At 72.1% G+C, this 6,651-nt stretch carries 5 protein-coding genes and 3 pseudogenes; 6 read left to right on the forward strand and 2 right to left on the reverse strand.

Features of this window, described 5'->3' with window-relative positions; translation table 11 throughout:
* Positions 1-42: 42 nt before the first annotated feature.
* Together IH68_RS0104325 and folP are read left to right on the forward strand one after the other, a co-directional pair.
* Positions 43-423, forward strand: a complete 381-nt coding sequence (locus tag IH68_RS0104325) for a bifunctional 3-phenylpropionate/cinnamic acid dioxygenase ferredoxin subunit (RefSeq protein ID WP_030928530.1) — start codon at positions 43-45, stop codon at positions 421-423.
* 457 nt (positions 424-880) lie between these two features.
* A complete protein-coding gene (folP, locus tag IH68_RS0104330; RefSeq protein ID WP_051833198.1) occupies positions 881-1,690 on the forward strand; it encodes a dihydropteroate synthase in 810 nt (269 codons plus the stop codon).
* A 107-nt stretch (positions 1,691-1,797) separates the two neighbouring features.
* On the opposite strand, the gene IH68_RS0104335 is transcribed toward folP, so the two are convergent.
* Both IH68_RS0104335 and purU read right to left on the reverse strand, forming a co-directional pair.
* Positions 1,798-2,595, reverse strand: coding sequence for an IclR family transcriptional regulator (locus tag IH68_RS0104335; RefSeq protein ID WP_030928534.1), 798 nt, complete (start codon positions 2,593-2,595; stop codon positions 1,798-1,800).
* Positions 2,596-2,624: 29 nt separating this feature from the next.
* Positions 2,625-3,387, reverse strand: a pseudogene (gene purU / locus IH68_RS52720) (formyltetrahydrofolate deformylase).
* An 8-nt stretch (positions 3,388-3,395) separates the two neighbouring features.
* Between purU and IH68_RS0104345 the strand changes: the two are divergent.
* From IH68_RS0104345 to IH68_RS0104360, 4 genes and pseudogenes are all read left to right on the forward strand, one after another.
* Positions 3,396-4,640 (forward strand): annotated as a pseudogene (locus IH68_RS0104345) (ATP-binding SpoIIE family protein phosphatase); the annotation flags it as partial.
* A gap of 174 nt (positions 4,641-4,814) precedes the next feature.
* On the forward strand, positions 4,815-5,996 hold the full coding sequence (locus IH68_RS0104350) for an NAD(P)/FAD-dependent oxidoreductase (RefSeq protein ID WP_030928540.1): 1,182 nt from the start codon (positions 4,815-4,817) through the stop codon (positions 5,994-5,996).
* Complete coding sequence (gene gcvH, locus IH68_RS0104355) at positions 5,993-6,430, forward strand: glycine cleavage system protein GcvH (protein ID WP_051833163.1); 438 nt, start codon at positions 5,993-5,995, stop codon at positions 6,428-6,430. The genes IH68_RS0104350 and gcvH overlap by 4 nt, the downstream gene beginning before the upstream one ends.
* Positions 6,427-6,651, forward strand: a pseudogene (locus tag IH68_RS0104360) (serine hydroxymethyltransferase); the annotation flags it as partial. The gene gcvH and the pseudogene IH68_RS0104360, both read left to right, overlap by 4 nt.

Raw genomic sequence — 6,651 nt, forward strand, 5'->3', positions numbered from 1 at the left:
GCGCTTCGCGCATCAGGTTTCGTAATACGCATCGAGGTGGTCATGAAGCTTCCCGCGTGCCGTCTCGCCGATCTGCCGCGAGGCGAGGCGTTCCGGCTCGAGTCCGACCCGGCGGTCGCCGTGTTCCACACCGAGGACGGCGAGCTCTACGCGATCGACGACACCTGCACCCACCAGGACGCCTCGCTCTCCGAGGGCTGGCTGGAGGGCTGCGAGGTGGAATGCCCGCTGCACGCCTCGAAGTTCGACCTGCGCACCGGTGCCGTCGACGCCCCGCCGGCCCGACTGTCCGTCCGCACCCACCAGGTCCACGTCGAGGACGGCACGATCTACGTCGACCTGTCCGACGCTCCGCCGAACCTCCCACCCACGTGCGTCGCCGCCCGCCTCCGAGCGGCCGAGCCCGCGGGTGGGGCCGCGTGAGGACCGTGGCGACCGCCGCCGACGAGTCCGGTCGCTCCGGCGACAGGCGGCCCGGCGTCGGGGCCGCCAAGCGCTCTGCGGGCTGGGCCGATGTGCGGCTCCGTCGCAGGGCCGCGATCGGCCGTCGATCGTCCGTGGGCCCGCGGCGGAGCCGCACATCGCCCCACCCCCGCGCCTTTGAGGGCGCTGTCGTATCGCTGTCGGCTTCGTTCGCTGTCGAGGAGTCTTGGCCGGCTGCGTCGGCGCGGCGGAGCCGCAGATCGATACAGGCCTGCGCCTTTGAGGGTGCTGCCGTAGCGCAGTCGGCGTTCCCGCGCCCGCGCGGGCCGGTGGCCGCCGAGGCGGCGCGGAAGGCCGGCTCCTCGTGACCGCCGCGTTCCAGGCGACCGCCCTGCCGCGGCCGGGGACGCCGGAACTGCATCCGCAAGGGCTGCCGCGGCCCGGCCGGACGCTGGTCATGGGCGTTGTGAACGTCACCCCGGACTCGTTCTCCGACGGCGGGCTGTCGTTCGCCCCGGAGGCGGCCGTCGCGCACGGACTTGCGCTGCTCGAGGAGGGGGCGGACATCGTCGACGTGGGCGGGGAGTCGACCCGTCCCGGCGCACAGCGGCCGACGGTGGAGGAGGAGCTGCGGCGCGTCCTGCCCGTCGTCGCAGAACTCGCCGCGGCGGGCGCCGTCGTCAGCGTCGACACCATGCGGGCCGAGGTCGCCGCCCGCGCGCTCGACGCGGGCGCACGGCTGATCAACGACGTCTCGGGCGGCCTGGCCGACCCCGCGATGCTGCCGACGATGGCCCGGGCCGAAGCGCCGTACGTGCTGATGCACTGGCGCGGCCACGCCGCCGCAATGCAGGCGAACGCGGTCTACGGCGACGTCGTCACCGATGTGGTCGACGAACTGCGCCTGAGGGTCGAGGCCGCACTGCAGGCGGGCATCCGGCCCGGCTGCCTGATAGTCGACCCCGGCCTGGGTTTCGCCAAGGAGGCGGAGCACAACTGGCAGCTGCTGGGCCGCCTCGGGGAAGTCCACGCGCTGGGGCACCCCGTCCTGGTGGGTGCATCACGCAAGTCGTTCCTGGGCCGTCTGCTGACAGATCCGGCGACCGGTCGGCCCCGCCCGGCTCAACTGCGCGACGCCGCAACCACCGCCGTGTCAGTACTCGCGGCCGCACAGGGCGCCTGGTGCCTACGGGTGCACGACGTGACGTCGACACTCGACGCGGTACGGGTAACGGCACGCTGGGGCGCCGAGACGCCTGCCTTTTAGGGGCGCGGGGCCGTGTCGATGTGCGGCTCCGCCGCGCGGGCGCGACCAGCCACGACGATGCCGCAGACGACCGAGGGCACTTCGCGGCACACCCGCGGAGCGAGGCCTCAGCCCAGGTACCCCATCCGATGGCTGATCTCCGCCGCCCCCTTGAGCAGCACCGGCGCCAGCTCGTGCATGCGCTCCTCGGTGAACCGGTACGCAGGGCCGGAGGCACTGAGCGCGGCGATGACCTCGCCGTCACGGGAGCGGATCGGCGCCGCCATGGCGTGCAGTCCGATCTCTAGTTCCTCCAGCGTCACCGCATATCCGCGCTCACGGGCCGCGGTGAGGTCCTTCTCCAGCTTCGCCCTCGCCGTCAGCGTGTGGGGCGTGAGCTTCTGCAGCCCGGACGTCGCGAGCACGTCCGCGCATTCCTGAGGCGACAGATGGGCCAGCAGGATCTTGCCGCTGGACGTGGCGTGGACCGGGGTGAGCTGCCCGACCCAGTTGTGCGTGCCGACCGCGCCCGGGCCCCGGACCTGGTAGAGGTTGACGGCGTAATGCTCCTGCAGGACCGCGATGTTGACGGTCTCGCCGATCTCCTCGCTGAGCCGCTCGCACACCGGCCGGCCCTGCTGGGTGATGTCGAGCCGGCCGGTGACCGCGCCGGCCAGCCGCACGATCCCGAAGCCGAGCCGGTACTTGCCGCGCTCGGCCGTCTGCTCCACCAGGCCGCGTGCCTCCAGCGCGCCGAGCAGGCGGAACGCGGTCGACTTGTGGACGTCGATCTCGCCGGCCACCTCGCTGACGCCCGCCTCGCCGCGCTGGGCGAGGATCTCCAGGACGCTGACGGCACGGTCGACGGACTGCACCCCGTTCACCGCGGGAGCCGCTGTTTCGCCGTCTGCCGTGTAGTTGCTCATGACGCAACTATAGGCATTTGTGTCGGGCGTCAGCGGAAGACGACGGTGCAGTGCCCGTTGACCAGGACGCGGCTCTCGCTGTGCCACTGCACGGCCCGGGCGAGCACCTGCGTCTCGACGTCGCGGCCGATGGTGACGAGGTCGTCCGGGTCGCGCGAGTGGTCCACGCGGACCACGTCCTGCTCGATGATCGGGCCTGTCGTCGAGGTCGGAGGTGACGTAGTGAGCCGTGGCCCCGACCAGCTTGACGCCGCGCCGGTACGCCTGGACGTAGGGCCGGGCGCCCTTGAAGCTCGGCAGGAAGGAGTGGTGGATGTTGATGGCCCGTCCGTCGAGCTGCTTGCACAGGTCGTCGGAGAGGATCTGCATGGAGCGGGCGAGGACCACGAGGTCGATGTCGAGTTCGTCGACGAGGCGCAGCAGTTGTGCCTCCGCCTCATCCTTGGTCTCCTTCGTCACCGGGATGTGGTGGAAGGGGATGCCGTAGCTCTGCGCCAGCGGCTCGAACTCGCGGCGGTTGGAGACGATCGCCGGGATCTCGATGTTGAGCGCGCCCGTGGACTTGCGGAAGAGCGGGTCGTTCAGGCAGCGGCCGAACTTCGACACCGTGATCAGGGTGCGGGTCGGGGTGGCGGCGTCGTGCAGCTGCCAGGTGATCCGGTACGCCTCGGCGACCGGGCCGAAGCCGGCGCGCAGTACCTCCGGTGAGACGTCCGGGTCCAGGACGTCGAAGTGCACCCGCATGAAGAAGCGGTCCTGCAGCCGGTCGTCGAACTGCCGGCTCTCCAGGATGTTGCCGGGCCTTCGCCGAGGAACTGGCCGCCCGCGCGGCCGTCGCGGTCGACAACGCGCGCCGCTTCACCCGCGAACACACCATGGCGGTCACCCTGCAGCGCAGCCTGCTGCCCCGCACCCTGCCCGAACAGTCGGCCCTGGAGGTGGCCCACCGCTATCTGCCCGCCCAGGCCGGAGTGGGCGGGGACTGGTTCGACGTCATCCCGCTGCCCGGCACCCGCGTCGCCCTGGTCGTCGGCGACGTCGTCGGCCACGGTCTGCACGCCGCCGCGACCATGGGCCGGCTGCGCACCGTCGTCCACAACTTCTGTGCCCTCGACCTGGCCGCCGACGAACTCCTCGGCCATCTGGACGAGTTGGTCGCCCACATCGACGAGACCGAGACCGCCGACGAAGAGAGCGAAGGCATCACCGGCGCCACCTGCCTGTTCGCGATCTACGACCCGGTCTCCGGCCGGTGCAGCATCGCCCGGGCCGGCCATCCCGGCCCCGCCCTCGTCCACCCCGACGGCATCGTCACCTTCCCCGAGGTCCCCGTCTCACCACCGCTGGGCCTGGGCTCCGGCCTGCCGGTCGAGACGGCCGAACTGCACCTGTCCGAGGGCTCCCGGCTCGCCCTGTACACCGATGGGCTCATCGAGGCCCGCGACCGCGACATCGACACCGGGCTCGGGCTCCTGCACACCGCCCTGGCGCACCCCGGCCAGACGCCGGAGCAGGCCTGCCAGGCGGTGCTCGACGCCCTGCTGTCCGACCGGCCGGGCGACGGCATCGCCCTCCTGGTGGCGCAGACCCGGCTGCTGGACCCGGACCGCGTCGCCTACTGGGACGTGCCCGCCGATCCCGCCTCCCTCGGCCCCATCCGCGCCACCTGCGCCCGCCGGCTGGAGGCCTGGGGCCTGGACGAGATCGCCTTCAGCACCGAACTCATCCTCAGTGAACTGGTCACCAACGCCATCCGCTACGGCAGCGATCCCATCCGGCTCCGGCTCCTGCACGACCGGGACAGCCTGATCTGCGAGGTCGCAGACGGCAGCAGCACCTCCCCGCACCTGCGCCGCGCGGCCACCACCGACGAGGGCGGCCGGGGCCTGTTCCTGGTCGCCCACTACGCCCGGCGCTGGGGAACCCGCTACACCCCGCGTGGCAAGGTCATCTGGAGCGAACGGTCCCTGGACGCCGCACCGGCAGAGCTCGACGCGACCATGGCCGACCTGCTGCTCGACCAGTGGGACGAGCCAATGCTGTGACCGCTCCCGAGGGATCCTGAAGGTTGCGCATCGCGCAACCTTCTGCGCTATTGCGCACTGATGCCGTCCATCTATTGACAAGCCCCCGACCTCGCCCCAAGCATGTTGCGTATAGCGAGCTTTGTTGTGTAATTCGAGACACCCGGTCGGGCGCCCGCAACCCGGAGGTTCCCCATGAGCATCACCGTCGTCGGCGCGTCGCTGGCAGGCCTGAGCACGGTCCGCGCGCTGCGCGCAGAGGGCTACGACGGCGAGATCGTCGTCGTGGGGGAGGAGCGCCACACCCCCTACGACCGGCCGCCGCTGTCCAAGGACTTCCTCAAGGGGGACATCGACGCCGAGGCGCTCGCGCTCGGCGACGCCGACGAGTACGAGGCCCTCCGGGCCACCTGGCTGCTGGGCGAACGCGCCGTGCGGCTGGACCCCGCGGACCGGTCCGTCACCCTGGCCGGCGGACGGCGGCTGCGCAGCGATGGTGTCGTCGTCGCGACGGGCGCCAGTCCCCGGCTGCTGCCCGGCATGGACGGTCTGGCCGGTGTCCACACCCTGCGCACCCTCGACGACGCCGAGGCCCTGCGCGCCGAACTCCTCGACGGACTGCCCCGGGTCGTCATCATCGGCGCCGGCTTCATCGGCGCCGAGGTGGCCTCCACCGCCCACCGGCTCGGCCTGCATGTCACCGTCGTGGAGGCCGTCGACGTCCCGTTGGAACGCCAACTGGGCCGCGAGATGGGCCTGGTGGTCTCCTCGCTGCACACCGACCACGGGGTACGCCTGCTGTGCGGAACCGGCGTGGCGGGACTCACCGGCGAGGACCGGGTCACCGGGGTACGGCTGGCGGACGGGCGCCTGCTGCCGGCCGACATCGTCGTGGTCGGGGTGGGCGTACGGCCCGCCACCGACTGGCTCGCAGGCTCCGGCGTACAGGTGGACGACGGCGTGGTGTGCGACGCGGGCGGCGCGAGCAGCGTCCCGGGTGTGGTCGCCGTCGGCGACGTCGCCCGCTGGCCCAACCCGTTCACCGGACGCCACGCCCGCATCGAGCACTGGACCAACGCCACCGAGCAGGCGAAGACCGCCGCCCGCACGCTCCTCAGCGGTGAGTCCACCGCCCCCGCCCGGGTCACCGCACCGTACTTCTGGTCCGACCAGTACCAGGTGCGCATCCAGCTCGCCGGACACGTCGCGCCCGGCGACCGCCCCGAACTCATCGAGGGCAGCCTCGACAGCCGCTCCTTCGTCTCCGTCTACCTGCGCGAGGGCGTCCCCGTCGCCGTGCTCTCCCTGAACCAGCCGAAGCTGTTCAACCGGCTCCGCCGCACCCTCGCCCCAGCCACCGCGGCCGCCGTGTCATGAGCCCCGCACCTCAACCGCCCCTGCGGGCCCCGCAGCCGACCGCCACGAGCATTCCGCGGCACCTGCGCTACACCTGGGACCACGAGTGGCTGGTCGTGGACGAGGGCAACGCCACCGTCGGCATCACCGCGTTCGCGGCCGAGGCCCTCGGCGACGTCGTCCACCTGCGGCTGCCCGAGGTCGGCAGCCGCGTCGAGGCGGGCGAGAGCTGCGGAGAGATCAGGTCGCTGACGGCCGTCAGCGACCTGTACGCCCCCGCCTCGGGCGAGGTCCTGGAAGTCAACACCGCGCTGGCCGACGAGCCGGGCGTCGTCAACACCGCCCCCTACACCGTCGGCTGGCTGTTCCGGCTGCGGGTCGAGAACATCGCCGGCGCCCTGTCCGCCGACGCGTACGCAGCCCACTGCGCCCACACCCAAGGAGACCGCCGATGACCCTGTTCAACCAGTCGCTGCGCACGCTGGACCCGGACATCGCCGCCGCGGTCGACGCCGAGCTGCACCGTCAGCAGTCCACCCTCGAGATGATCGCCTCGGAGAACTTCGCCCCGGCCGCGGTCATGGAGGCGCAGGGCTCGGTGCTGACCAACAAGTACGCCGAGGGCTACCCGGGCCGGCGCTACTACGGCGGCTGCGAGCACGTGGACGTCGCCGAG

It is taken from the genome of Streptomyces sp. NRRL S-646, from assembly GCF_000720765.1.
Classification (GTDB): Bacteria; Actinomycetota; Actinomycetes; order Streptomycetales; family Streptomycetaceae; genus Streptomyces.